19 protein-coding genes and 1 pseudogene are annotated in these 24,017 nt (G+C 70.8%); 8 read left to right on the top strand and 12 right to left on the bottom strand.

What is annotated here, in order from left to right:
• Positions 1-132: 132 nt before the first annotated feature.
• The 5 genes from ACFWGJ_RS23335 to ACFWGJ_RS23315 all read right to left on the bottom strand — a co-directional run bounded on the left by ACFWGJ_RS23335 (position 133) and on the right by ACFWGJ_RS23315 (position 9,127).
• The gene (locus ACFWGJ_RS23335) at positions 133-2,580 is read right to left on the bottom strand and encodes a galactose oxidase-like domain-containing protein (protein WP_387327650.1); all 2,448 of its coding nucleotides are present in this window, start codon (positions 2,578-2,580) and stop codon (positions 133-135) included.
• Positions 2,580-3,827, bottom strand: coding sequence for a glycosyltransferase (locus ACFWGJ_RS23330; RefSeq protein ID WP_387327647.1), 1,248 nt, complete (start codon positions 3,825-3,827; stop codon positions 2,580-2,582). Before ACFWGJ_RS23330 ends, ACFWGJ_RS23335 begins: the two co-directional genes overlap by 1 nt.
• Positions 3,824-5,530, bottom strand: coding sequence for a phospholipid carrier-dependent glycosyltransferase (locus ACFWGJ_RS23325; RefSeq protein WP_387327644.1), 1,707 nt, complete (start codon positions 5,528-5,530; stop codon positions 3,824-3,826). The genes ACFWGJ_RS23330 and ACFWGJ_RS23325 overlap by 4 nt, the downstream gene beginning before the upstream one ends.
• Positions 5,527-6,897, bottom strand: a complete 1,371-nt coding sequence (locus ACFWGJ_RS23320) for a glycosyltransferase (RefSeq protein WP_387327641.1) — start codon at positions 6,895-6,897, stop codon at positions 5,527-5,529. Before ACFWGJ_RS23320 ends, ACFWGJ_RS23325 begins: the two co-directional genes overlap by 4 nt.
• 199 nt (positions 6,898-7,096) lie before the next feature.
• The gene (locus ACFWGJ_RS23315) at positions 7,097-9,127 is read right to left on the bottom strand and encodes a thioredoxin domain-containing protein (protein ID WP_387327638.1); all 2,031 of its coding nucleotides are present in this window, start codon (positions 9,125-9,127) and stop codon (positions 7,097-7,099) included.
• A gap of 558 nt (positions 9,128-9,685) precedes the next feature.
• Between ACFWGJ_RS23315 and ACFWGJ_RS23310 the strand changes: the two genes are divergently transcribed.
• A complete protein-coding gene (locus ACFWGJ_RS23310) occupies positions 9,686-12,907 on the top strand; it encodes a tetratricopeptide repeat protein (protein ID WP_387327635.1) in 3,222 nt (1,073 codons plus the stop codon).
• Positions 12,908-13,057: 150 nt separating this feature from the next.
• Here ACFWGJ_RS23310 and ACFWGJ_RS23305 read toward each other — a convergent pair whose 3' ends face one another.
• Positions 13,058-13,327 carry a hypothetical protein gene (locus tag ACFWGJ_RS23305; RefSeq protein ID WP_387327632.1) on the bottom strand — a complete coding sequence of 90 codons (270 nt, stop codon included), beginning with the start codon at positions 13,325-13,327 and terminating at the stop codon, positions 13,058-13,060.
• Between the two features lies 1 nt (position 13,328).
• Positions 13,329-14,189, bottom strand: a complete 861-nt coding sequence (mca, locus tag ACFWGJ_RS23300) for a mycothiol conjugate amidase Mca (protein WP_387327653.1) — start codon at positions 14,187-14,189, stop codon at positions 13,329-13,331.
• Positions 14,190-14,391: 202 nt separating this feature from the next.
• On the opposite strand from mca, the gene ACFWGJ_RS23295 reads away from it, so the two are divergent.
• Positions 14,392-14,784: a DUF4307 domain-containing protein gene (locus ACFWGJ_RS23295; RefSeq protein WP_387327629.1), complete on the top strand. Its 393-nt coding sequence runs from the start codon at positions 14,392-14,394 to the stop codon at positions 14,782-14,784.
• 257 nt (positions 14,785-15,041) lie between these two features.
• Positions 15,042-15,539 carry a transcription elongation factor GreA gene (gene greA, locus ACFWGJ_RS23290; RefSeq protein ID WP_107020310.1) on the top strand — a complete coding sequence of 166 codons (498 nt, stop codon included), beginning with the start codon at positions 15,042-15,044 and terminating at the stop codon, positions 15,537-15,539.
• A 106-nt stretch (positions 15,540-15,645) separates the two neighbouring features.
• Here greA and ACFWGJ_RS23285 read toward each other — a convergent pair whose 3' ends face one another.
• The 3 genes from ACFWGJ_RS23285 to ilvA all read right to left on the bottom strand — a co-directional run bounded on the left by ACFWGJ_RS23285 (position 15,646) and on the right by ilvA (position 18,986).
• Entirely contained in the window at positions 15,646-16,509 is an 864-nt protein-coding gene (locus ACFWGJ_RS23285) for an ABC transporter permease (RefSeq protein ID WP_387327627.1), read from the bottom strand.
• Positions 16,506-17,543 carry an ATP-binding cassette domain-containing protein gene (locus ACFWGJ_RS23280; protein ID WP_387327624.1) on the bottom strand — a complete coding sequence of 346 codons (1,038 nt, stop codon included), beginning with the start codon at positions 17,541-17,543 and terminating at the stop codon, positions 16,506-16,508. Before ACFWGJ_RS23280 ends, ACFWGJ_RS23285 begins: the two co-directional genes overlap by 4 nt.
• A gap of 213 nt (positions 17,544-17,756) precedes the next feature.
• Positions 17,757-18,986, bottom strand: coding sequence for a threonine ammonia-lyase (gene ilvA / locus ACFWGJ_RS23275; RefSeq protein ID WP_387327621.1), 1,230 nt, complete (start codon positions 18,984-18,986; stop codon positions 17,757-17,759).
• A gap of 167 nt (positions 18,987-19,153) precedes the next feature.
• On the opposite strand from ilvA, the gene ACFWGJ_RS23270 reads away from it, so the two are divergent.
• The 3 genes from ACFWGJ_RS23270 to ACFWGJ_RS23260 all read left to right on the top strand — a co-directional run bounded on the left by ACFWGJ_RS23270 (position 19,154) and on the right by ACFWGJ_RS23260 (position 20,605).
• The gene (locus ACFWGJ_RS23270; RefSeq protein WP_381833057.1) at positions 19,154-19,654 is read left to right on the top strand and encodes a MarR family winged helix-turn-helix transcriptional regulator; all 501 of its coding nucleotides are present in this window, start codon (positions 19,154-19,156) and stop codon (positions 19,652-19,654) included.
• 193 nt (positions 19,655-19,847) lie between these two features.
• Positions 19,848-20,357: a sigma factor-like helix-turn-helix DNA-binding protein gene (locus ACFWGJ_RS23265; protein WP_387327618.1), complete on the top strand. Its 510-nt coding sequence runs from the start codon at positions 19,848-19,850 to the stop codon at positions 20,355-20,357.
• The gene (locus tag ACFWGJ_RS23260; protein WP_387327615.1) at positions 20,354-20,605 is read left to right on the top strand and encodes a hypothetical protein; all 252 of its coding nucleotides are present in this window, start codon (positions 20,354-20,356) and stop codon (positions 20,603-20,605) included. The genes ACFWGJ_RS23265 and ACFWGJ_RS23260 overlap by 4 nt, the downstream gene beginning before the upstream one ends.
• Before the next feature lie 76 nt (positions 20,606-20,681).
• On the opposite strand, the gene ACFWGJ_RS23255 is transcribed toward ACFWGJ_RS23260, so the two are convergent.
• Entirely contained in the window at positions 20,682-21,836 is a 1,155-nt protein-coding gene (locus ACFWGJ_RS23255) for a cystathionine gamma-synthase (RefSeq protein ID WP_387327612.1), read from the bottom strand.
• Positions 21,837-22,033: 197 nt separating this feature from the next.
• Here ACFWGJ_RS23255 and ACFWGJ_RS23250 point away from each other — a divergent pair, with 197 nt between their 5' ends.
• Positions 22,034-23,155, top strand: coding sequence for a hypothetical protein (locus ACFWGJ_RS23250; RefSeq protein ID WP_387327609.1), 1,122 nt, complete (start codon positions 22,034-22,036; stop codon positions 23,153-23,155).
• Between the two features lie 89 nt (positions 23,156-23,244).
• Positions 23,245-23,391, top strand: a pseudogene (locus ACFWGJ_RS23245) (DUF4291 family protein); the annotation flags it as partial.
• 74 nt (positions 23,392-23,465) lie between these two features.
• Here ACFWGJ_RS23245 and ACFWGJ_RS23240 read toward each other — a convergent pair.
• Positions 23,466-24,017 (bottom strand): DUF4291 domain-containing protein (locus ACFWGJ_RS23240; RefSeq protein ID WP_387327606.1); only part of this gene is annotated, 552 nt, incomplete at its 5' end.

Genomic DNA, 24,017 nt, shown 5'->3' with positions numbered 1-24,017 from the left:
GGCTGGAGATCAGCCCGTCCGGCGCTTGAGGTATGTGGCCGGGTGCGGGTGCGTCGTGGCTGGGGCTGGGTGCGCAGTTCCCCGCGCCCCTAAAAGACTCCGCGCGCCCCCGCCTTTGAAGCGCACCCGAAGTCAGCGCCTCGCGTCTCCCTTTCCGCACGCCACGCCGTCCCCGTTACGGTCCAGGCGCAGAGGGTCGTCCTTGCCGTTGATCTTCAGGGGGCCGTAGTCGTTGGACTTCAGCCAGGTGCAGCGGGCCGCCGTCGTCTTCTTGACCGCGTCCGGGAAGACCGTCGGGACGCAGACGTTCGCCGAGCCGTAGTGGCGGTCGCAGCCCGCGATGGTCGGGCTGACCTTCGCGGCGGCACGCTTCTTGCCGGGCTTCACGACCTTCCCCTCCAGCGAGTCCGCGAAGGCGTGGACGTGTCCCGAGGCGGCCTCCCCCGAGGCGGCGGCCAGTGCGGACGGGCCCTGGAGGTGGACCCACTTCGCCACCGACGGCACCCCGTTCGCGTCGACCGCGAAGAGCATGTACCAGCCGGGCGGGGCGAGGTTCGGGTTGCTCGTCACGTTCAGGTCGACGTTGGCGCCGTCGACGGAGAGCGGCAGGTCCACGAAGCGCTGGTTCGGGTCGGAGGAGTGGGTGACCGCGGCCGGGCGGATCAGTTCGGCCCGGGCGATGGGCCGGTCGACCGTGATGCGTTGCGTGTCGCCGTACGTCCACTCGTTGTCGATGACCGAAGTGATCGACGGGCGCGGGCCCTTGAGCAGGTAGGGCGGGGTGTAGACGGACACGTTGTGGTTCCAGGTGCCGTTGCCGGGGTTGTCGCCGGTGGCCATCACGCGGCCGTCGGGGAGCAGGAACGCGGACGAGTGGTAGCCGCGGGCCTCGGGGTCGGCGGCCACCGGGTCGAAGGTGTTCGTCGCCGGGTCGTACAGCGACGACTCGTACACCGGGTTGGCGCGGTTGTGCAGGGCGCCGCCCGTCTCCAGGACCTTTCCGTCGGGCAACAGCACGGCGGAGACGTACATCTTGCCCTGGGCGCCGGTCTGCGGGATCTTGCCGTTGCCGAGGTCGACGGTGCCCTGCGGGAGCGGCGGTCCGGCGGTGTACGCCGGGTTCGCGGACTTGAGGTCGATGACGTCGGTCAGCCGGTTCGCGTCGGGGTTCGAGTCGATGTTGCCGCCGCCGATGGTGAGGACCTTCTGGTCCTGGGCCGGGGGCAGCAGCACGCTGGCCGACTGGTCGCGTTCGTCCTTGCGCTGCAGTCCGGGCACCTGGGTGGTGGTGTTGGCGTCGTAGTCGTAGATCGCCGAGCCCGTGCCGGGGATGTTGTTGCCGAAGGTGTGGCTGCCCGTGTAGAAGAGGCGGCCGTCCTGCATGAGGACCATCGTCGGGTACAGGCCCCAGTACGACCAGGTCTGGTTGACCTGCCACAGCGGCAGCCACTTGTTCTCGGCGTCCGACCAGCGCTCGGCCGTGACGGAGCCGGTCGAGTCCTCCTTGAGCCCGCCGAAGGAGAGCACGTCACCGTTTCCGAGGATCGTCGCCGACGGATACCAGTGCCCGTCGTTCATGTCGTTGGTCCTGCTGTACGTCTCGGTGACCGGGTCGAAGAGGTACGAGTCCTTGTAGCCCTGGTAGCCGATCGTGCCGTCGGCGGACGGGTAGCCCTTGTTGCCGCTCATGACGAGGACCCGGCCGTCGTCGAGCTGCACATGGCCGGCGCAGAACATGTCCTTCGGCGTGGGGATCTGCTTGTACGTGCCGGTCACCGGGTTGTAGACCGCGCTGGTGAACGTGCCCGCCTCGAACATCTCCTCGCTGTTGCCGGAGCCCGCGATGAGCAGCACCTTGCCGTTGTTGAGGACGACGGAGTGCATGGAGCGGACCGGGTTCTGCGTGGGCAGCACGTCCCAGCGGCCGTTGGCGCACTGCTCGGCGGTGCCGGTGCACACCGGGTCGGGTATCGGGTCGGCGACCTGGTCCATCGTGTAGTCGTCGGTGGTCGCGGAGCCGGTGCCGTAGACGGAGACACCCCAGCTGATGCGGTCGGTGCCCGCGGGGACCTCGGGGGTACGGACCGTCGCCTCGGACCAGTTCGCGCTGATCGGGAGCGTCTTGAGGTCGGTCCAGTACTGCCAGCCGGCGGTCGTGTCGTGCCGGAAGAGCGTGAGGGAGGTGTCCGGGGTCGTCGACTTGTACCAGAGCCCGAGGTCGTACTGCCTGCCGACGCTCACCACCGGCGCGCATTCGGCGGACTCGGTGATCAGCGCCTTGCGGTCGCCCTCGGTGCGGCGGGTCAGCTCGACCTTCATGGCCTTGGAGCCGGTGTGGGCGCCGCCGACGGTGGAGAAGGTGAAGTCGTTGTCGCCCCAGCCGGACTTCTCCCAGCAGTACGGCATGCCGTCGCCGCCCGTGCCCGCGGTCTCGAAGCCCGGGTTCTTCACGAGGTTGGCGGCGGAGGCCGGCTGCGGGACGGAGAGGAGCAGCCCCGAGGTGAGGGCTCCGACGGCGAGCAGGGTGGTGGTACGGCGTCGGAGGCGGGCGGGTCTACGTCGTACGGGTCGTCCGAACATCAGCTGGATCTCCTTGCTGTGCGGCTCCTTGCGCGGCGGCTCTTCCCGTCCGCCGCTCCTCCTCCTGTGCGCCCTCCCTTGCGTGGCAGATAGACCAGCGCCTCCGTGCCGGCGAACCGCAGGACGAAGGTCGTCACCAGGGCGAGTGCCGTGGCGGTGAGCGCGCTCATGCCGAACCGGCCCACGAGCAGCGCGATCAGCGGGATGCGCAGCACGAGGTCGGCGTTGGCGAGCAGCACGAACCGGCCCGCCCTGTCCCACCAGTGCCGGTGCCGGCGGCGGTCCCGGAAGCACAGGTGCTCGATGAGCAGGAAGTTCCAGGCGACGCCGAACTGGTTGGCGACGATCTCGGCGGGCAGGTAGTGCATCCCGGCGGCCGTCAGCGCCCACAGGCCGGCGAGGTTGGGCAGGAAGCCCGTCGCGCCGATCAGCCCGAAGACCACCATCCGGGCCACCGGTGAGGCCGTGCGCAGTCCGGCGAGGTGCCGCAGGAAGCGGATGCCCTCCCGCGCGGTCGACTTGGACTCCCCCGCGAACCGGTCCTGGAAGACGAACGGCACCTCGGTGACCTGGCGGGGCCGGGCCCGTACCGCCATTTCGAGCAGGATCTTGTAGCCGAGGGGCTTCAGGACGTCCGCGGTGACCGCGCTGCGGCGGATCGCGAAGAAGCCGCTCATCGGGTCGCTGATGCCGCGCAGCCGGTGCGGGAACAGTGTCTTCGTCAGCCAGGTGGCGCCGCGTGAGACGGCGACGCGGTAGCCGCCCGCGAGGCCCTCGCGGCTGCCGCCCTTGATGTAGCGGGAGGCGACGACGAGTCCGGCGTGGGCGCGCTCGCCCGCGGCGACCAGCTCGGGTACGAGGGACGGCGGATGCTGCAGGTCGCCGTCCATGACGACGATCCAGTCGGAGGTCGCCGCCCGGATGCCCTCGACGACGGCCCCGCCGAGCCCGCCGACGGGCTCCTCCCTGTGCAGCACGGTCACCGGGTACGGGCAGTCGCGGGCGGCCTCACGGATCACCTCGGGGGTGTCGTCGGTGGAGTCGTCCACGAAGACGACCTCGCAGGGCAGCCGCGCGGGCACCGAGGCGGTGATCTGCCGCAGCAGCTCGCGGATGTTCGCGGACTCGTTGAAGGTCGGCACGACGACGGTGACCGCGCCCGGCTCGGGGAGCGGGGAGGCCGAGCGCAGTGCCGGGTCGCTCAGCTCCCCCGGCAGCTCCCCCGGGACGATGGACTCGTACGTCATCGGTCGCCGCCTTCCGTGGCCGCGGCGTTCGCGGTTCCCGCGGTGCTGTCCCTGCTGGCCCTGCTCTCCTCGCCGCCGTTCTCGATCTTCCGGATCTCGATGCGGTCGGGGCCCTCGCCGAAGGTGGCGACGGGCGTCGAGTGCCTCATCGCCTGCTTGACGTTGGGCAGGTCGACGGCGTCGCGCCGCACGGTCGGGGAGGCGACGACGTAGTCGAGGTCGCGCCAGCCGCGCGGCATCGTCCTCGTCACGGCGGGGTCGAGGTCGGCCTTGTAGAACCAGATGACACCGAGGCCGGGCTGGTACCCGGCGTGCACGAGGTCGAGCCAGAGCGCGTCGTCGACCAGCACACGGGTGTCCTCGGGGTGGTCGACCTCGGTGGCCAGCCACTTCGAGGCGGCCCGGTAGGGGGCGTTGGCGTCGGTGGTGACGGCGGTGCGGGCGCCGTCGTACCAGCGCGGCACGACGTACACGGCGGAGACGGCGACGAGGAGCGCCGCGAGCGCGTACCGGCCGCGGGTGACGTACGGGCTCTCGTCGGCGGTACGCCGTCTGCGCAGCACGCCGTGGGCGACGCTCGCCGTGCCTCCGGCGAGGACCAGGGCGAGGAACGGCAGGGCCTGGATGACGTACATCGCGGGCAGGTAGCCGTTCGGGCGCAGGGCGACCAGGGCGAGGATCGCGACGGTCAGGGCGGGTCCGGCGAGCGCCCGCGCGGTGACCGACCAGCGCCAGGTGACCAGGAGGAGCAGTGCTCCGGCCAGGCCGCCCAGCGGCAGGATGCGGTCGTAGTAGAGCCAGGACCGCAGGACCTCGTACGAGCCGGATCCCTCGTCGAGGATGAAGCCCGAGCCGGGCCTGGTCAGCTGGTATGCGAGGCCGTCCCAGAGCGAGACGTGTCCGGCGCCGGGGAACAGCTCGCCCTTGAGGAGGGCGAAGAGCGGGTACGACATGCCGATCAGGACGCAGGCCGTGACGGCGCCGGTGATCGCGAACTTGCGGGTGTCGCGGTGGCTGTGGCGCCACATGGTGACGAGCACGGCGGGCAGGACGAAGATCATGGTCTCTTTGGTGAGGACCGCCGCCGCCGCGGCGAGTCCCGCGCCGAAGTGGTGCCACAGATGGCGGCTCGGGGAGGCGGCGAGGCAGAACGCGAGCAGCGTCCACATCACCGCGATGTTGTCGAGGAAGATCTCCCGTTGCAGGACGACGGACAGCGGTGAGAGCCCGAACAGCAGCAGGGCGAGCGCGGCGGCCCAGCGGGGCAGGGACAGACGGCGGGCCAGTACGTAGACGAGGACCGCGCTCACCGCGCTGACCAGGAGCATCACGATCCGCATCGGGCCGACGGTCATCGACTCGGGGCTGAGCAGGGAAGGTATCCAGGTCAGTACGGCTATCTGTATCCAGCCCAGGGGCGGGTGGTCGTACCAGTACGTGTAGTGGGCGAGGCCGTCGCCCTGCTGCACGGACCAGGCCTGCGCGAGGTAGGTGCCCTCGTCGTCGCTGAGGGTCGGGTAGTCGGCGATGTTCCAGCCCTGCACGGTCATGACGGCCACGAGGAGGACGCCGCACAGGATCAGGTCGGTCTTCGAACGGCGCAGCCGGGGCGGGGCTGTTCGAGGTGTCGAACCGGTGGTGGGGACAGGTGTGCGCTGCGCGGGGACCTCGGGAGCGGTCGCCGCGGGGAGGGTGGAGGTCACGCAGGGACGTCCTCTCGGGACCCGCGGGCCACGGCCGCGGCTTCGGTGGCGGCAGCGGTGTCGGCGCCGGTTGCGGTGGCGGTGGCGATGTCGGCGCCCTTGCCGATGTCGTTGCCGAAGTCGTGGCCGGTGTCGGTGAGGTGCGCTCCGACGTGGCTGGTCAGTTCCCAGTCGTTGCGGCCCCGCTGCTCGCGCCAGACGGCCCGGACGGCCGCTCCGGCGAGGAGCACCTGGTAGAAGGGGCCGCCGACGACGAGCTTGAGGTAGTGGACGAAGCGGACGCGCAGCCCGTACTGCTTGCCGAAGTCGTGCAGTCCGACGAGTTCGAAGACGAAGGTGACGAACGCGGTGACGGCCGGCAGGAAGGTGATGAAGGCGATGCCGACGGGGACGTCGAGGAAGAGCGCGACGGCCACGTTGAGCGGGATGATCACGCCGGAGACCGCCTGGAGGTACGGGGTCATGAGGGTGTAGCGGGCGAGCAGGCGCTGGCCGAAGCCGGGCAGCTGCTTCCAGTCCTGCTTGCGGTAGACCTGGAGGAATCCCTGGTTCCACCGGGTGCGCTGCTTGAGGAGCGACATCAGGCTGCCGGGTGTCTCCTCCTTGGTGACCATGTCGGAGTCGTAGGCGACGACGACCTTCTTGCCGACGCTGGAGAGCCGTACTCCCAGGTCGCAGTCCTCGGCGAGGCAGTCGGGGTCCCAGCCGTCGGCCTCCCGCAGGACGTCCGTGCGGACGAAGACGGTGTTGCCGCCCAGCGGGATGAAACCTTTCTGCGCATGGAGGTGGAGCCGCGAGCGGAACCAGAAGAAGTACTCCAGGCAGTTGCGCAGGCTGTACCAGCTGGAGTGGAAGTTGATGAGCTGGACGCCGCCCTGGACGACGTCCGCGCCGGTGGTGCGGAAGGCGTGGTCGACGTGCGCGAGCAGCTCCGGGTGGACCTGGTCCTCGGCGTCGAAGACTCCGACGACCTCGCCGCGGCAGTGCGGCAGCGCGGTGTTCATGGCCTTCGGCTTGTTCTTCTTCTCGTGGGCGTCGACGACCACGCGCACCCGCGGGTCACGGGCCTCGGCGTGCCGGGCCACCTCGGTGGTGTCCGGGTCGTCGTGGCCGACGATCACGATGATCTCGAAGTCGGTGTGGCTGGATTCCAGCAGGCGCTGGATGGTGTGGTCGAGGACGGCCTGTTCGTGCCGCGCGGGCAGCAGCAGCGAGAAGGAGACGTGCTCGCCCCCGTCCGGACTGCTGAACCGGGTGGAGGCGAGCACCTCGGGCGTACGCCACGCGTGCATCTGCCACCACAGGGTGAAAGCAGCCATCCAGAAAAGGGCGAGCGAAACGACAGCGATGAAGACGGACGCCAGCAAAAGATCCCCCCAGATCCCCAGAACCCCCTGTCACGACAGCGCGTTACTCCTGTCGTGTCCGGGACAGAGACTATGGGGATCCTGTGAAGTCCGGGAGGTGTTCTGATAAATAGCGTGTTTCGGAATGCTCGGTCGACTACTGGGACGTATCCGAACACCTGCACACATCAAGCCTCGGCGTGGCGGGTGTTTCCCCTGCTCATCGCCCCAGTGCCGCCCGGAGGCGGTCGACGTCGGTCGTCGGGGCGTCACAGGTGAAGTTACGGCAGACATACGCCGTCGGTTCATTGTCGACAAGTGACCGGTGTGCGAGGAGGGGCAGTTCGTCACTGTCCGCAGTGCCCACGGCGACGACCGCGCCGGGTGCGGTGGCGAGCAGGGCGGCGCGGTGCAGCTCCCTGGTGGCCGGATTGTCACCCGGTCCGACGACGGCCACCTCGCGCGGGCCGTCCAACTGGGCCTCGGCGGTGGCCAGTCCCCAGCCGATGAACCGCGGGGCTCGCGGGCCGAGCGCCTTGACCACGCCCAACGCCCGCTCGGCGGCGGTCCGATGGGGCTCCGAACCGGTCTGTGCCGCGTAGCTCAGCAGGGCGCCGGCCGCCGCGCTCCACCCGGAGGGCGTGGCGTTGTCGGTCGGGTCCTGCGGGCGCCGGATCAGCTTCTCGGCGTCGGCCGCCGTGTCGTACAGGGCTCCCGACTTCTCGTCGGTGAACTGCACGAGGACGTGGTCGAGCAGGAAACCGGCGAACTCCAGCCAGACGCCCTCGCCGGTCACCGAGGCCAGCGCGAGGAAGCCCTCCGCGACGTCCGCGTAGTCCTCCAGCACCCCCGCGTGCGCGCCGACGCGCCCGTCCTTGCTGGTACGGGCCAGCCGCGCGTGCTCGTCCAGATGGAGCCGTACGAGCAGGTCGGCCGCCGCGAGCGCCGCGTCGACGAGGTCGGGCCTCTCGAAGTACGCGCCGGTCTCGGCCAGGGCGGCGATCGCGAGCCCGTTCCAGGCGGCGACGACCTTGTCGTCACGGCCGGGAGCGGGACGGCGGTCGCGCGCCTCCTTCAGGCGGGCCTTGACGGACTCGATCCGTGCGGCGTCGAACACGCCCTCGCTCTGCGGGAGCTGCAGTACGGAGGCGCCCTCCTCGAAGGTGCCCTCCGCCGTGACACCGAAGTGGTCGGCGGCGAGTTGCGCGTCCTCGTCACCCAGCACGTCACGCAACTGCTGGGGCGTCCAGGCGTAGTACGCGCCCTCGACGTGCTTCCCCGTGCCGTCATCGCTGTCGGCGTCGAGCGCGGAGGCGAACCCGCCCTCGTTCGTGCGCAGTTCGCGGACCATGAAGTCGGCGGTCTCCAGGGCGACCCGGCGGGCCAGGTCCGACCCGGTGGTCCGCCACAGATGCGCGTACACGCGGCACAGCAGCGCGTTGTCGTACAGCATCTTCTCGAAGTGGGGCACGACCCACTCACGGTCGACGGAGTAACGGGCGAAGCCGCCGCCCAGCTGGTCGTAGATGCCGCCGCGGGCCATGTGCTCACAGGTGTCGGCGGCCATCTGCAGCGCGCCCTCGGAGCCGGTGCGGGCGTGGTGGCGCAGCAGGAACTCGACCGCCATGGACGGCGGGAACTTCGGCGCCCCGCCGAAGCCGCCGTGGGTGGCGTCGTAGTCGCGGGTGAGCCCGAGCAGCGCCTGCGCGAGCTCGCCCTCGCCGGGCAGTTGCGCGTCACCGAAGCCGATCTCGCGGCCGGCCAGATCGCGCACGATCTTCCGGGCGACCTCGTCGACCTCGTCGCGCCGGTCGGTCCACGCCCCGCTCACCCCTTCGAGGACCTGCCGGAACGAGGGGCTGCCGTGCCGGGGCTCGGGCGGGAAGTAGGTGCCGAAGTAGAACGGCTCGGCGTCGGGCGTCAGGAAGACGGTCATGGGCCACCCGCCGTGCCCGGTCGCGGCCTGTACGGCCTCCATGTACACGGCGTCCACATCGGGACGCTCCTCACGGTCGACCTTGACGTTGACGAAGTGCGCGTTCAGATAGTCGGCGGTCTCCTGGTCCTCGAACGACTCGTGCGCCATGACATGACACCAGTGGCAACTGCTGTACCCGACGCTCAGCAGCACCGGTTTCCCCGACCGCCGCGCCTCCTCGAAGGCCTCACCCGACCAGGGCCACCAGTCGACGGGATTGTCGGCATGCTGCAGAAGATAGGGGGACGTCTCATGGGCCAGTCGATTCGCCATGGGGTCCATCCTGCCGCAGGGGGAGGGGGGCGGCGGGGAGCGGTGGGGGGTGCGCGGCGGGCACGGTGGTGCCGACGGGTACGCGAGGGCGGCGGGTCCGACGAGCAAGCCGGGCGCCACAGGCGCCCTAAAGGGGCGCGGGGAACTGCGCGCCCAGCCCCCACCAAGCCGCAGCCACACCGCACCCCCAGCCACCCCACCCCAGCGGAGCGGGGTGCGATGGACACCACGGCCGCCACAGGCGCCCCAAAGGGGCGCGGGGAACTGCGCGCCCAGCCCCCACCGGGCCGCAGCCACACCGCACCCCCAGCCACCCCGCCCCAGCACAGCCAGCAGCCAGCACCCCGCAGCCACGGCGGACGCGGCGGACGCGGCGAGCGTCGCGGATCACCCGCACGCCCCGCGGATCATCCGCTTCCTCCAGGGGTAGGTACTGGTTCCGAGCAGCCCGGATGGGCGTGCGCATGCCAGGGGACGCCCCAGTCGCTCCCTCGCCTTCCCCGCTCATCCGCAGGACACTTGACCAGGAAAGCCGTTGTCGGCGGAGGGGGACGCGAAATGCGGGACAGCCATCGGGCGGAGGCCGAACGGCTGTTGGTGCGGGCCGTGGAGGAGGAGGTCCGTCGGTCCGGCGGGCGCGCCGACGGGAGCGTACTGCTGTCGCGGGCGCGGGCCTCGCTGGACACGATGGCGCAGACGGCCGCCGAGGAGTACGAGGCCTACACGCGGGCGACGGACGAGGCCGAGGCGGGCCGGCTGACCTTCGGGCAGCGCTACGCCCGCGAGGGCGCCGGAACTCCCCTGCTGGTGGCGGCCGTCGCGGCCCTCACGGCCGTCGTCGCGGACCTGGCGCTGGGCGCCGGCACGGGCACGGCGGTCGGCGCGGGCGCGGTCGTCGGCGTCGTCGGCGCCGCGACCACCGTGGCGAAGGTGACGGCCTCCCATCTGCCGGCCGCGAGCCGCCGGGCGGGAGCCCTCGGCCAGCCCGGCGGCCCCGAACAGCTGCGCCTGACCTGGCTGACCGCCCTGGAGGTCCGCGGGATCCGCCCCTTCTTCGACCAGCAGCGCGTGTTCAACGCCGCCACCGGCGCGAAGAAGGGCGCACCGCAGCTGCGGCGTACGGACAAGAGCGCGGCGGCCCGGCGGCGCAGCGTCCTGGAGCAGTCGTTCGGGCAACTTCCCGAGCCGGTCGGCCATTTCGCGGGCCGCCGCCAGGAGCTGCAGCGGATCGCGCAGTGGGTGCACGCGGCCCGTGCGAGCACCGAGACCCGGCCGACGGTGGTCGTCCTGCACGGCGCGCCGGGGTCCGGCCGCAGCACCCTCGCCGTCCGGGCGGCGCACGAGCTGAAGGACCAGTTCCGCGGCGCGTGCGTGGTGGACCTGCGGGGCGACAGCGCGGAGGAGTCGCCGCTGAGCACCCGTGACGCGTTGCTGCACCTGCTGAACCGGCTGGGCGCGCCCCGTGAACAGCTCCTGTTCCGTGAGCGTTCCTCGCAGGACCAGCAGGTCAGGCGGCTCGCCGAGCTGTACCACCAGCATCTGACCGGTCTGCCGGTGACGATCGTGCTGGACGACGCCAGCGACCTGGAGCAGGTGCGCACGCTCGTGCCGGAGCGCTCCGACAGCCTGGTGGTCGTCACCGCCCGCAAGCCCCTGGACCTGCCGGCCGACCTGCCCGCCTGGGTGCACCAGCTCGCGGTGGAACCACTGGCCGCGCCGGGCGCCGAGGAACTCCTGAAGGCGTCCGCCCAGGACGCGTCGGCCCCGTACGACGCCGAAGCCGCGGACGAAATCCGGGAGTTGTGCGGCGGGCTGCCGCTGGCGCTGCGCATCGCCGGCTCGTCCCTCGGCCCGCGCACTCCGCGCCGGCTCGCCACCGACCTGGCGGCGTACGGCCCGGTGGAGCCGGTCGAACGGGTGCTGTGGCTGCGCTACACCGACCAGCCGGACCCGGCGAGGCGGCTGCTGCGGCGGCTCGCCCTTGCGGGCCGCGCCTCGCTGGGGGCCGCCGCCGCGGCGGCCCTGCTCGCGACGGACGAGGCGGAGGCGACCCGCCATCTGCAGTCCCTGTCCCGCGCGGGTCTGATCGACCACGTCCGCGGCAGCCGCTACCGCCTGCACGATCTCGTACGGGCCTTCGCGCAGGCCCGTCTCCTCGACGAGGAGGATCCGGCCGAGCGCACGGCCGCGCAGGAACGTCTCATCGTGAACTACGGCGAGCTGGCCGACTCGGTGATCCGCCTGGTCGACGGCAAGACGTCCACGCGCGCGGACACGTCTTTCCAATCGAGCACGGTCGGGCCGCACGGGTTCACCTCGCTGGACGCGGCCCTGCGCTGGCTGGACGACGAGTCGAGCTTCATCACGGCGGCCCTGCGGCACGCGGAGGGCGTGAACCAGGAGGCGGTGCTGAACCTCCTGGGCGCCCTGTGCGACTACTGCCTGCTGCGCGGCGACCTCTACCGTCTGGGCGAGATCAGCGAGTTGACGCAGGCCGTCGACCAGGGGCTGCTGGTGCGTTCGGTCCAGTGGCGTACGGGCATCGCGGCCCGTCAGCTCGGCGAACTCGACAAGGCCCGTACGACCCTGACGTCGGTGGTCGACCTGTACTTCGAGGCCCATCACGACGCGGGCGCCGCGCGGGCGTTGTGTTCGCTCGGGATCACCCTCCACCACCAGGGCAACCTCACCGAGGCCGCCGTGAAGCTCCAGGAGGCCCTGGATCTGCAGGCCTCGCCCGCCCTCGCGGCGGACCGTGCCTGGACGATGCACGCGCTGGCGGCCGTGGAGCGCGACCGGGCGAGGCTGCGCGAGGCCCTCGACCTCCTCACCCGGGCCCTGGACCTGCACCGCGAGGGCGAGTCCGTGCACGGCGAGGCCTGGGCGCACTACCAGCTCGGCCAACTGGGCCTGCGCATGGGCGACGTACCGCGCGCCGAGTCCGAACTGCGCGACGCCCTCGACCTGTACGGCCGTACGCGCGACGCCCGCGGCGAGGCCTGGGCGCTGACCCAGCTGGCGCGGGCCCGGCTGGTCGACGGCGACCCGTCCCCCGCCGTGGACGGTCTGCGCCAGGCGGCCTCCCGCCACCGCGAGAACGAGGACGCCCGCGGCGAGGCCTGGACGGTGTACTACCTCGGCCAGGCGCTGGAGGAGACGGGCAACCTCGACCAGGCCGTCCGCGAGCTGGAGCGGTCCCGCACGATGTTCTCGCGCATCCGCGACGTCTACGGTCTGGCCTGCGCCCGCCACCACTCGGCACGGGTGACCCGCGACCAGCGCGCCGCGCAGACCGGCTCGCTGCGCAACTCCGGCTTCGCCCGCCAGCTCCTGGTGGACGCGCGCGCCGACTTCCAGCGGATCGGCGTAGCCCACGGGGAGGCCTGGACCTGCCTGGAACTGGCGGTGGTCGACGCGGGCAACGCCCGTACGCAGTCGGCGCTGGCCCTGTGCGACGAGGCGACCGCGCTCTTCGCCTCCTACGGCGACCGCCGCGGCGAGGACTGGGCCCGCTTCCTGCGCTGCACGCTCCTGCCGTACGCGTCCCCCGGCGGCGTCGAGGTGGGCACGGCCGTCGCCCAGGAGGAGCTGTCCCAGCTCTCCCGCACCGGCCACCCGTCCCGCGACGGAAAACTGGACGACTACATCGAGGCGTACCAGCTTCTCCTGGAACGAGGAGCGGACCTGGAGTCCGGCTGGCAGGCCTGGCGCCTGGGAATGGTCCCGAACCGGCACGCACGCGAGGTGATGGGAGTGCCGGTCTCGGCGGAGCGGACGTGACCGCCCCGTCCTCCGAGGGGACCCGCGGCTGGTCCCGGGGGCGTCCCGCGGGTGTGGCTGATCCGGCGATGCCTCCTGGGCATCACCGGATCAGGGCGCCGACGCGGTCGCGGTCGCGATGGTGGCCGCGATTGTGGTCGCGTCCGGGGCTCAGCCCTTCGCGGGCGAAGCCGTCCCCCCGGAACCGCTGCCGGAGCCGGTCGAGCCGGATGTCGCCTTGCCGGAGGGTTCCGCCTTCGGGTCGGCGTCCTCCTTGAAGTCGACCCTTGTCAGCTGCCGGTTCATGCTCTTCATCAGGCCCCAGACCGCCAGGGCCATCACCGCGAAGACGATGAAGCCGAGGACACCGGGGGTGACCTTGTTCTCGTCGACCTCCTTGGCGAGGGGGACGAGGTGCGTCAGTGCCAGGCTTGCGCTCATATCAGGCATTGTCGCGGATGCCCGCGAAGAGGTCGTCCTCGGGGAGGGATGTGTCGACGAGGGACTTCGCCAGCTCGTACTCCTCCGTCGGCCAGACCTCCTTCTGGAGCTCCATCGGGACGCGGAACCAGCCGCCCTCGGGGTCGATCTGCGTGGCGTGCGCGATGAGGGCCTTGTCGCGGATCTCGTAGAAGTCCGCGCACGGCACGTGCGTCGTCAGCGTGCGCTCGGTGCGCTCGAACTCGTCCCAGCGCTTGAGCCAGTCCCCGTACGGCGACTCCAGGCCCCGGTCCAGCATGGCGTGGTGCAGCGCCTCGGTGCGCGGGCGGTTGAAGCCCTGGTTGTAGTAGAGCTTCTGCGACCGGAAGGCCGGGCCGAACTCCGACTCCGGGTACTTCTCGGTGTCGGCCGCGCCCTCGAACGCCACCATCGAGATCTTGTGGGTCATGATGTGGTCGGGGTGCGGGTAGCCGCCGTTCTCGTCGTAGGTGGTGATCACCTGCGGACGGAACGAGCGGATCTTGCGGACCAGCTCACCGGCGGCCTTGTCGACGTCCTCCAGGGCGAAGCACCCCTCGGGCAGCGGCGGCAGCGGGTCGCCCTCGGGCAGGCCCGAGTCCACGAAGCCCAGCCATTCCTGCTTGACGCCGAGGATCTCGCGGGCCTCGTCCATCTCCTTCTTGCGCACCTCGTGGATGTGCTCCTCGACGTACGTGTCGCCCTGCAGCTTGGGGTTGAGGATGGAACCGCGCTCCCCGCCCGTGCAGGTCACGACCAGCACGTCCACTCCCTCGGACACGTACTTCGCCATGGTGGCCGCGCCCTTCGACGACTCGTCGTCGGGGTGGGCGTGCACGGCCATCAGTCGCAGCTGATCAGTCAAGACTCAATCCTCAGTAAGTCGGCGCCCCGGTGTGAAACGGCGCAATGCAAAGGGGTCGTCCCGTAGGGACGTCGATGAGGGGCGGCGGTCGGGTGACGAGTGGGAGCTTCTATAGTGACCGAATCGGCGGGCGAAAAATTCCGGGCCCCGGCTCCGCACACCCGCCCCGGAGAGGACGATCATGAGTACGGTGCAGCTGCCCGAGGGCCGTTACGGCCGCTCCGCGGACGAGCGTGCCGATCGCAAACTCAAGGTCATCGGTTCCGTGCTCGGAGTGGCCCTGCTCGCCCTGATCGGCTATTTCGCCTTCCACTACGTGGCCGGCAACAAGATCAGCGCCGAGGTCATCAGTTTCGACGCCTCGGACTCCGCCGTGAAGGTCCATCTTGAGGTCCGCAAGGACTCGGGTGTGACGGGCTACTGCACGGTCCGCTCCCAGGCCGAGGACGGCGCCGAGGTCGGCCGCGCGGACTTCCGGTTCGACCAGGACGCGACCCGCGTCGACAAGGTCCTCACGCTGCGCACGACGGCCCCCGGCACGACCGCGGAACTCCTCGGCTGCCACGCGGACTGAGCCGCGGGACGCCGTCACAGCCGGCCCTGCCCCACCGTGCGAGCCGTACGGCGCGGTGACCGCACCGGACCACACGCGACACTGACGGATGTCACTCCCGACAACTCCGCGCTGACCTGCGTGGACGTAATTCTGATGGCTTATGTCCTCCCCCTTCGGCCCGTGAATTGTTAGGCTCGTGGTTTCGCCCACCCGAGAAGGAACATTCTTCTGGGTAGGGCGATGCTTTGTATTCCCAGTACCTACGAGGAGCACCTGTGACCCAGACCAGCGAGAACGTCACCTGGCTGACCCAGGAGGCGTACAACCAGCTCAAGGCCGAGCTGGAGCACCTGTCTGGTCCTGCGCGCGCGGAGATCACGGCCAAGATCGCGGCTGCGCGCGAGGAGGGCGATCTGCGTGAGAACGGCGGGTACCACGCGGCCAAGGAGGAGCAGGGCAAGCAGGAGCTCCGGGTGCGCCAGCTGACCCAGCTCCTGGAGAACGCCAAGGTGGGCGAGGCTCCGTCGGCCGGTGGTGCGGTCGCGCCCGGCATGGTCGTCACCATCGCCTTCGACGGCGACGAGGACGACACGCTCACCTTCCTGCTCGCCTCGCGCGAATACGCGAGCTCCGACATCGAGACGTACTCGCCGCAGTCCCCGCTGGGCTCCGGTGTGAACGGCAAGAAGATCGGCGAGGACGCCCAGTACGAGCTGCCGAACGGCAAGCTCGCCTCGGTGAAGGTCCTCGAAGCCAAGCCGTACGCCGCGTAACCCCGTCCCCGGCGTCGCCCTGGCGAGCCCCCGGCGCCCGAGCGCCGGGGGCTTCTCCGTGCCCGGGCGCCGGAGGGCTCCCCCATGCCTGTCCGACCGGGTCCGCTCAGCCGTCCGCCTTGCGGTACTTGCGGACCGCCAGGGTGCGGAAGACGACGATGATCAGCACGGACCAGATCACCGAGGCCCAGACGGGATGCTGCATGGGCCAGGCATCGGACTCCACCACGCCCGGGTTGCCGAACAGCACGCGGCAGGCCTGCACCGTGGCGCTGAACGGGTTCCACTCGGCTATGTGCCGCAGCCAGGGAGTCATCTGGCTGGAGTCCACGAAGGCGTTCGAGATGAACGTCACCGGGAAGAGCCAGATGATCCCGCCCGAGGTCGCCGCCTCGGGGGTGCGCACGGACAGGCCGATCAGTGCGCCGATCCAGGTGAACGCGTATCCCAGGAGGAGCAGCAGGGCGAAGGCGGCCAGGACCCTGGCCGCGTTGGTCGGCTCCGCGGAACCGGTGCGCCAGCCCACGAGCAGCGCGACGACCGCGAGGACGAGCAGGGTGATGGCCGTCTGGACGAGGTCGGCGACGGTCCGGCCGGTCAGCACCGCGCCGCGGGCCATCGGCAGGGAGCGGAAGCGGTCGACGAGCCCCTTCTGCATGTCGTCCGCGATACCGGCGGCCGATCCCGCGGTGGCGAACGTGACGGTCTGCGCGAAGATGCCCGCCATCAGGAAGTTCTTGTAGACGTCCGGGTCGGTGGTGCTCCCGATCTGCATCGAGCCGCCGAAGACGTACGTGAACATGACCACGAACATCACCGGCTGGATGATCCCGAACAGGATCATCTCGGGGATCCTGGTCATGCGGATCAGGTTGCGCTTGGCGACGACCAGGGAGTCCCGGACGGACTGCCCGAGGGAGCCTCCCGGGGCCGGGGTCGCGGTGCGCACGGCATCGGTGACGGCGCTCATTTGGCGGCCTCCTTCTTGCGCTTGGATCCCCTGGACCCCTTGGATCCCTTGAGTCCGTCGGTGTCGGCGTCCTCGCCGTTCTCCGTGTCCTTCTGCTCGGCGAGGTGGCCGGTCAGGGAGAGGAACACGTCGTCGAGCGTGGGGCGGCGCAGACCGATGTCGTCGATCTCGATACCGCGGGCGTCCAGCTCACGGATGACCTCCGCGAGGAGCTTCGCGCCGCCGGAGACGGGCACGGTGAGCCGGCGGGTGTGGTCCTCGACGGCGGTCTCGCCCTTGCCGAAGCCCCGCAGGACCTCGGCCGCGGTCGCGATGTGCTCGCGGTCGTGCACCACGACCTCCACGCGCTCGCCGCCGGTGCGGGCCTTGAGCTGGTCGGAGGTGCCGCGGGCGATGACCTTGCCGTGGTCGACGACGCAGATGTCGTGCGCGAGGTGGTCGGCCTCTTCGAGGTACTGGGTGGTCAGCAGCAGCGTCGTACCGCCGGAGACCAGCTGCTTGATGACCTCCCACAGCTGCTGGCGGTTGCGCGGGTCGAGGCCGGTGGTCGGTTCGTCCATGAACATGACCGGCGGCGAGACGACGAGGGCCGCCGCGAGGTCGAGCCGGCGGCGCATACCGCCGGAGTAGGTCTTGGCCGTGCGGTCGGCGGCCTCCGTGAGATTGAACTGCTCCAGGAGCTCGACCGCGCGGACCTTCGCCTGCTTGGCCCTCATCTGGTAGAGCTGGCCGACCATGTGGAGGTTCTCACGGCCCGTCAGGTACTCGTCGACCGCGGCGAACTGGCCGGACAGACCGATCGAGCGCCGTACCTCGTTCGGGTGCTTCAGTACGTCGATGCCCGCGACGACGGCTTTGCCGCTGTCGGGCCGGAGCAGGGTGGTGAGGCAGCGGACCGCGGTGGTCTTGCCCGCGCCGTTCGGTCCGAGCAGGCCGAGGACCGTGCCCTCCGGGACATCGAGATCGACGCCGTCCAGAGCCCTTACGTCGCCGAAGGTCTTCACCAGGCCTTCGGCGTAGATGGCGCCTGGCATGTGAGTCTCCCAAGTGGTTGGGGATCCAGTGAAAAGAGATCAGTGGGCGACTATTTTCGCCCGCTTTGCGCCGCCGGGCGAGCGAATATCGCACCTCGCCCCCGGCGGCCCGTGAGGAGAGACACACCATAACGCGATGTATCGCGTTTCCTCAAGTGATTTTCCCGGCTCGGTTTCCCATGCGTTCCTCCCCCGTCGCGCCCCCGTCCGACCTCAGTCGATGACCGTGTAGCCCGCCCGCCGCAGTGCCGAGTTCACCTCGGCGCAGTGCTCTGGGCCCTTCGTCTCCAGGTGCAGCTCGACCTCCACCTCCGTGAGCCCGAGCCGCGGATCGGTCCGTACGTGACTCACATCGAGGACGTTAGCGTCCACCACTGACAACACCCCGAGAAGCGTGGCCAGGGCCCCGGGCCGGTCCGTCAGCCGCAGCGTGACCGCGAGGTAGCGGCCGTTCGCGGCCATGCCGTGCCGCAGGATGCGCTGCATCAGCAGCGGATCGACGTTTCCGCCGGACAGCAGCGCGACGACCGGGCCCTCGAAGGCCTGCGGCTCGCTCATGATCGCCGCGACCGGGCTCGCGCCAGCCGGCTCGACGACCAGTTTGGCCCGCTCAAGGCAGAGCAGCAGCGCACTGGACAGCGCGTCCTCGGAGACCGTACGGATCTCGTCCACCAGGTCGCCGATGATCCCGAACGGCACGTCCCCGGGCCGGCCGACCTTGATCCCGTCGGCCATCGTCGCCGGATTCTCGACCGACACCGGGCGCCCGGCCGCCAGCGAGGGCGGGTACGCGGCCGCGCCCGCCGCCTGCACGCCCACGATCCGCACGTCCGGCCGCAGCGCCTTCACCGCGACCGCGACGCCCGCGGCGAGCCCGCCACCGCCGATGCCGACGACGATCGTGCGTACCTCGGGGCACTGCTCCAGGATCTCCAGGCCCACCGTGCCCTGCCCGGCGATGATGTCCGGGTGGTCGAAGGGATGGATGAAGACGGCGCCCGTCTCGGCCGCGTACTCCTGCGCGGCGGCCAGCGTCTCGTCCACCACCGTGCCGTGCGTACGCACCTCGGCGCCGTAGTGCATGGTCGCCGCGACCTTGGGCAGCGGGGCGCCCGACGGCATGAACACCGTGGAGTGCACCCCGAGCAGCGAGGAGGCCAGAGCCACGCCCTGCGCGTGGTTGCCCGCGCTCGCCGCGACCACTCCGGCCGCCCGTTCCTCGGGGAGGAGCCCGGCGATCCGCACGTACGCGCCGCGCAGTTTGAACGAACCGGTGCGCTGGAGGTTCTCGCACTTGAGGTGGACCGGCGCGCCCACCAGGCCGGACAGGTGCCTGCTGCCCTCCATGGCCGTCATCCGTGCCACGCCGGAGAGCATCTTCTGCGCGCCGCGCACATCGTCGAGGGTCACCGGCGGCAAGGGGTCGGCCGTGCGATAGCTCATGACCGCCAGTCTCGCAGTTCACACCGCGCCCCACCGTCCGTGACCAACGTCCGAGACCGGTTTGCCCAGCGCCCGTACGGCCCGCCGCCCGTCCGCGTACTCTGTCCCCCAACCCAAGCCAGCCCCACGCATGAATAGAGCCCCCGGCCATGCCCACAACACCTGGAATGTCGATGGACATGACGACCGTCGGTGACACCGGTCTTCTCGAAACACTGCAGCACGAGGTCGCGGTGTTCGCCCGCCGTGCCGAACAGACCCGGCTCGGCGGGGTCGGCCAGGTGCGCAACTCCATGGACCGCGCCGCCTACCTGCTGCTCAACCGCCTCGACAAGGAGGGGCCGATGGGCGTCAAGGCGCTCGCCGCGAGCATGGGCATCGACTCGTCGACGGTCACCCGGCAGGTGGCCCCGCTGGTCGACACCGGCCTCGTCAAGCGCACCTCCCACCCGGAGGACGGGCGTGCAGTGGTGCTGCAGCTGTCGCCGCGCGGACTCTCCCGTCTGGACGAAGTACGTTCCTCCAGGCGCCAGTTGATGGCGGAACTGACCCAGGAGTGGTCGCCCGAGGAGCGCGAGGCCTTCTGCACGCTGCTCACCCGCTTCAACGTGGCGCTCTCCACCCGCATGGCCGCGTCGCCGTCCGTGGAGGCACCGGCGACCTCCTGACCGCGCGTACGCCGCCGTACGCCACCCGTCACCGCCCCGGGTCGGGCCGTGCCCGGACCGATCCGGCCGCACCGGCTGGTGCCGGCCTCTTGACCAGGGGCCCGCGCCTGGCCTCATATGAAGTCGGGCCCCGGCGCACGCGGCAGTGCACGGCGTACGTCTCCAGGGCCCGCTTTTCCCACGGGGAGGCGCGGTGCGAGAGCGGCAGGCGTCCCGGAACGCCCGCCGTGCCCGGGAGTTCGAGGTGTTCGTGGCGGGCGCGGCAGGGCGGTTGCTGCATGCCGCCACACTGCTCACCGCGGAGCCCCCGGACGACAACCCGCGCGCGCGGCGCCTGATCACCGCGGCCCTGGCCCACACGTACGCCGTCTGGGACCGCCTGCACGGCGAGGACCCGTATGACCGGACCCGGCAGTATCTGGCGGTGCGCTTCGCGCGCGGGGCCTGGCACCAGTACGGCGGCCTCGGCCGGCCGTACCCCCGTGGCCGCCCCGCTCCCGACAGCGCCCTGCGCCACCTCACCCCTCAGGAACGGCTGATCCTCGTGCTGCGCATGTACGAGGGCGTCGCCGAGGAGCAGGCCGCCGCGCTGCTGGGGCTGCCCACGGAACGCGTACGGGCGATCTGTGCCCGCGCGATGGCCACGCTGCTGCATCCGCCCCGGCAGGCCGCCCCGCCGGTCGCGAAAGTGGTGCCTTCATGAGCCCCGTCAACCGCAGGGAGGCCGATGTCCGGCGCATTCTGGAGGAACCGCAGCCGCCCGTACCGCCGGATCTGTACACGGAGGCCGTCCGCAGGGGCGGGCGCATGCTGCGCCGCCGGACGCTCGCCCGGCGGCTGATGTGGCTGGTGCTGCTCGCGGCGACCGTGGCCCTCGTGGTGTGGCTGTCGGTCGCCCAGCCGTGGGTGGAGCCGCCGTCGCAGACGACTCCACCGCTGACCGGCTGGTGAGAGGGCAGGCGGCAGGCTTTGCGGGGGCCGCAGCCTTCGAAAGGGCCGCCTGAGTCCTCACCCCTTCCCGGTCGGGCTATCCGAGGGCCTGCTTGAGGTCCTCAAGGAGGTCGTCGACGTTCTCGATCCCCACGGAGAGGCGTACGAGATCGGCGGGGACCTCTAGGAGGGACCCGGCCACGGACGCGTGCGTCATCCGCCCCGGGTGCTCGATCAGGGACTCGACGCCGCCCAGGGACTCGCCCAGGGTGAACACCTTGGCGCGGTTGCAGACCTCGACGGCCGCCTCCTCGCCGCCCTCGACCTGGAAGGAGACCATGCCGCCGAACGACCGCATCTGCTTGGCGGCGGTCTCGTGGCCGGGGTGCTCCGGAAGGCCCGGGTACAGGACGCGCGTCACGCGCGCGTGCCGCGTGAGCATCTCGGCGACCTTGCCGGCGTTCTCGCTGTGCCGGTCCATCCGGACGGGGAGCGTCTTGATGCCGCGCAGCACCAGCCAGGCGTCCATCGGGCCGGCCACCGCGCCCATCGCGTTCTGGTGGTAGGCGAGCTCCTCGCCGAGCTCCTGGTCGGCGACCACGAGGGCGCCGCCGACGACGTCGGAGTGGCCGCCCATGTACTTGGTGAGCGAGTGCACGACGACGTCCGCGCCGAGCGCGAGCGGCTGCTGGAGGTAAGGGCTGGCGAAGGTGTTGTCGACGACCAGCTTCGCGCCGGCCTCCCGCGCGACGTGCGAGAGCGCGGCGATGTCCGTGATGCCCAGCAGCGGGTTGGAGGGCGTCTCCACCCAGACGGCCTTGGTCTTCGGGGTGATGGCGGCCCGTACGGCCGCGGGGTCGCTGGTGTCGGCGACCGACCACTCCACCCCCCACCGCGAGACGACCTTCGCGAAGAGGCGGAACGTACCGCCGTACGCGTCATTGGGGATGACCACGTGGTCGCCGGGACTGAGCAGCGTACGCAACAGGCAGTCCTCGGCCGCCAGTCCGGATGCGAACGCGAGCCCGCGGCGACCGCCCTCCAGGGCCGCGAGGTTCTCCTCCAGCGCGGTCCTCGTCGGGTTGGCGCTGCGGCTGTACTCGTAGCCGCCGCGCAGACCGCCGACGCCGTCCTGCTTGTAGGTCGAGACCTGGTAGATCGGCGGGACGACCGCGCCGGTGAGGGGATCGGCGGTGTTGCCCGCGTGGATCGCCACGGTTTCGAAGTGCTGACTGATGTGCCTGTCGCTCATGGGCACCGAGGGTAGTGCGCCCGCGGGCATGATGACGGCGGACGTCCACCGCCTGGCCCGAGTCCCTCGCCGGAGTTCCCGGTGGAACCGCCCCCTCCGGCCCTACTCCGGCCTTAATCCGGCCTTCGGCGAAGGTTTTCCACAGGAGCCGCCGCCCTGGTTGGCCAATTGTCGGACGCGTCTGGTTCGCTTGTGGCATGGAAATTCTCTGGGTCCTGATCGCGCTGCTCATGATCGGGTTCGTCGTCGGGCCGATCGTGAATCGCCGGCGTGCCGGTGGAATACAGCAGGTCGCCCCCGGCGACCCGGACGCCGCGGACCCGGCGAACTACGGCTTCCTTCGGCAGGAGGAGCTGGACATCCGCATGCCCGGCCCCGACCAGGACCTGCTGGAGGTCCTGGACCTGGTGCAGCGCAGCCAGGACTACCGCGCCGCGTCACAGCTCCTGGCGGGTACGGAGGCGGAGGGCGAGCGGCGCTGGCAGCGCGTCCAGGCCTTCGCGGGGGCCGCGTCGCTGGAACTGCAGCAGCGTCCCGGCGGGGTGAGCGACAACCCCGGCGGGCAGTGGCTGCGGGTGTGGCGGGCCGAGCAGCCCAAGGACGCGGGCGGCGCGGCGGTGCACGCGGAGTTCCTGGTGCAGCAGGCGTGGCGTACGTCGTCTCCGGGGACGGACGAGTTCCGGATCATCATGGAGGAGGCGCGGGCGGCCTGCGGTGACGCGGCGCTGCTGGCTCCGGGCGACCCGATCCCGTACATCATCGAGCTCTCCGTGGCCCGCGGGCTCGCCTATTCGCAGCCGGAGTTCGAGAAGCTCTGGCTGAAGATCCTGGACCGGGACGCCGCCCACATGGGGGCGCATCTGGCGGCGCTGCACTACTGGTGCGAGAAGTGGCACGGCTCGCGGGAGACGGCGTACTCGTTCGCGGAGGCGGCCGCGGCACGCGCTCCCCGGGGTTCCCTGCTCGCCGCCATGCCGCTCTTCGCGGTCTTCGAGCACCTCCCCGAGGTGAACCTCGTCAGCGGCTTCTACCAGAGCGAGGTCGTGACCAAGGCGGTCCACGGCGCGCTCTTCGCGGTCCACGCGGCCCGCCCGGACGACCCGATGCTCGCCCACGTCCGCCACCTGCTGGTCTTCTTCCTGGTACGCGGCGAGCGCTGGGCGGAGTCGATGAACCAGCTGGTGCATGTCGACGGCCACGTGGGCGCCCTCCCCTGGACCCTGACACCCGACCCGGCAGCGGACTACGCGGTGTACCGGGCCCTGTCGGTGGCGGGCTACGAGGCGAACGGGGGAAGCCCGGCGACGCTCCCGCACTGAACACGACCGGGGCCCGCCCGAACCGGTGGGCTTCCCGCCCCGGCGAAAATCAGTGGCCGCCCGAACCGGCCGACCTCACGCTGTACGCCATGGAAGAACCGCGACACAGGATCCGTGCGGCCCACTCGGAATCCACGATCACCGTCTACCAGGCGTACTCCCCGGAAATCGCCCTGCCAGCCGTCCGAGACGGGCGTTTCCCCGCCGCGTGGAGGCGGGACAGGATGACGTGGGTCATCAAGCTGCCTTCGCAGCCCTCTGCCGCCATGTGACCCGTGGGGGATGCCAGCGGCTGCGCCCGGAGTGCCGGTCAGGGACACAGGTGGGCCAGGAGTTCTGCACTGGCGGGGTACTCCTGTTCCTGGGGGAGCAGTCGGGCAGCTGAGTCCGGTTCGCCGTCCCTGACGAGTGCGTGGATCTCGTGGGCGAGCGGGGTGACGTCGCTGATGGACGCGATCCACTCGTCCGCGTAACGCGACGATGCCTCACCCGAGAGCCCCAGTTGCAGCGAGCGGTACGGCAGGGGATGCAGGCGCAGATCGCGTTCGGGATCCCACTGGACACGGGACGGTGCGTTCTTGAGGTCACGCTGCCAGGTGTCGCGATCGGGGTGCAGTCCGCGGACGTAATGCGATAGGCAGGCATGGCGCAGCGCCCAGTCGAAGCCGTCGCGAGTGATCTCGACGGCGAGGACGGTCTCCTGACTGTCCTTCATGCCCCAGCCGGAGCGGTACATCATCCACATGAAACTGGGCTTGATCCACGTCATGCGGTCAGGCTTCCATGCGGCTGGAAAGCGGCCGTCTCGGACGGCAGGCTGTCCGATCTCAGGGGAGTACGCCTGGTAGACGGTGATCGTGGA

It is taken from the genome of Streptomyces sp. NPDC060205, assembly GCF_042728395.1.
Classification (GTDB): Bacteria; Actinomycetota; Actinomycetes; order Streptomycetales; family Streptomycetaceae; genus Streptomyces.
Note: the sequence above shows the minus strand (reverse complement) of the source record. Positions and strands in the feature narration are given on the sequence as shown.

Bases quoted from the DNA above. Each gene is read 5' to 3' on its own strand.
- ACFWGJ_RS23260 (WP_387327615.1), top strand. From the start codon at position 20,354: ATGAGCCCCGTCAACCGCAGGGAGGCCGATGTCCGGCGCATTCTGGAG.
- ACFWGJ_RS23305 (WP_387327632.1), bottom strand. From the start codon at position 13,327: ATGAGCGCAAGCCTGGCACTGACGCACCTCGTCCCCCTCGCCAAGGAG.
- ACFWGJ_RS23335 (WP_387327650.1), bottom strand. From the start codon at position 2,580: ATGTTCGGACGACCCGTACGACGTAGACCCGCCCGCCTCCGACGCCGT.
- ACFWGJ_RS23315 (WP_387327638.1), bottom strand. From the start codon at position 9,127: ATGGCGAATCGACTGGCCCATGAGACGTCCCCCTATCTTCTGCAGCAT.
- mca (WP_387327653.1), bottom strand. From the start codon at position 14,189: ATGGCCGTGCACGCCCACCCCGACGACGAGTCGTCGAAGGGCGCGGCC.
- ilvA (WP_387327621.1), bottom strand. From the start codon at position 18,986: ATGAGCTATCGCACGGCCGACCCCTTGCCGCCGGTGACCCTCGACGAT.
- ACFWGJ_RS23330 (WP_387327647.1), bottom strand. From the start codon at position 3,827: ATGACGTACGAGTCCATCGTCCCGGGGGAGCTGCCGGGGGAGCTGAGC.
- ACFWGJ_RS23310 (WP_387327635.1), top strand. From the start codon at position 9,686: ATGCGGGACAGCCATCGGGCGGAGGCCGAACGGCTGTTGGTGCGGGCC.
- ACFWGJ_RS23255 (WP_387327612.1), bottom strand. From the start codon at position 21,836: ATGAGCGACAGGCACATCAGTCAGCACTTCGAAACCGTGGCGATCCAC.
- ACFWGJ_RS23285 (WP_387327627.1), bottom strand. From the start codon at position 16,509: ATGAGCGCCGTCACCGATGCCGTGCGCACCGCGACCCCGGCCCCGGGA.
- ACFWGJ_RS23270 (WP_381833057.1), top strand. From the start codon at position 19,154: ATGTCGATGGACATGACGACCGTCGGTGACACCGGTCTTCTCGAAACA.
- ACFWGJ_RS23280 (WP_387327624.1), bottom strand. From the start codon at position 17,543: ATGCCAGGCGCCATCTACGCCGAAGGCCTGGTGAAGACCTTCGGCGAC.
- ACFWGJ_RS23295 (WP_387327629.1), top strand. From the start codon at position 14,392: ATGAGTACGGTGCAGCTGCCCGAGGGCCGTTACGGCCGCTCCGCGGAC.
- ACFWGJ_RS23250 (WP_387327609.1), top strand. From the start codon at position 22,034: ATGGAAATTCTCTGGGTCCTGATCGCGCTGCTCATGATCGGGTTCGTC.